Genomic DNA, 299 nt, shown 5'->3' with positions numbered 1-299 from the left:
AGTACACGTCCTGCTGGTAGCGGTGACCGCGCTCCAAAGCCGCGACCTGGGTCTCCGCGTCGGCGGCGCTCAGGTTCTTCACGGTCTGGTACGCGCCCACCACCGCGGCCCGCACGTCCTTGGCCATGTTCTTGGCATCGCCGCAGACGTAGAGATGGGCGCCCCCATCCAGCCAGGAGACCAACTCCTGCGCGTGCTGGGTGATCCGGTCCTGCACGTAGACCTTTTCCGGCTGGTCCCGCGAGAAGGCCACGTCGATCTTCGTGAGCGACCCGTCCTCCAGGGCGTCCTGCCACTCG

1 pseudogene is annotated in these 299 nt (G+C 67.2%); it reads right to left on the bottom strand.

The annotated features are described in order from the left end of the window. Positions 1-299, bottom strand: a pseudogene (locus I53_RS15365) (sulfite reductase subunit alpha); the annotation flags it as partial.

The sequence above is a fragment of the Methylobacterium sp. B1 genome, from assembly GCF_000333255.1.
In the GTDB taxonomy this organism is placed as follows: domain Bacteria; phylum Pseudomonadota; class Alphaproteobacteria; order Rhizobiales; family Beijerinckiaceae; genus Methylobacterium; species Methylobacterium fujisawaense.
This window is presented reverse-complemented; position numbering and strand designations above follow the sequence as displayed.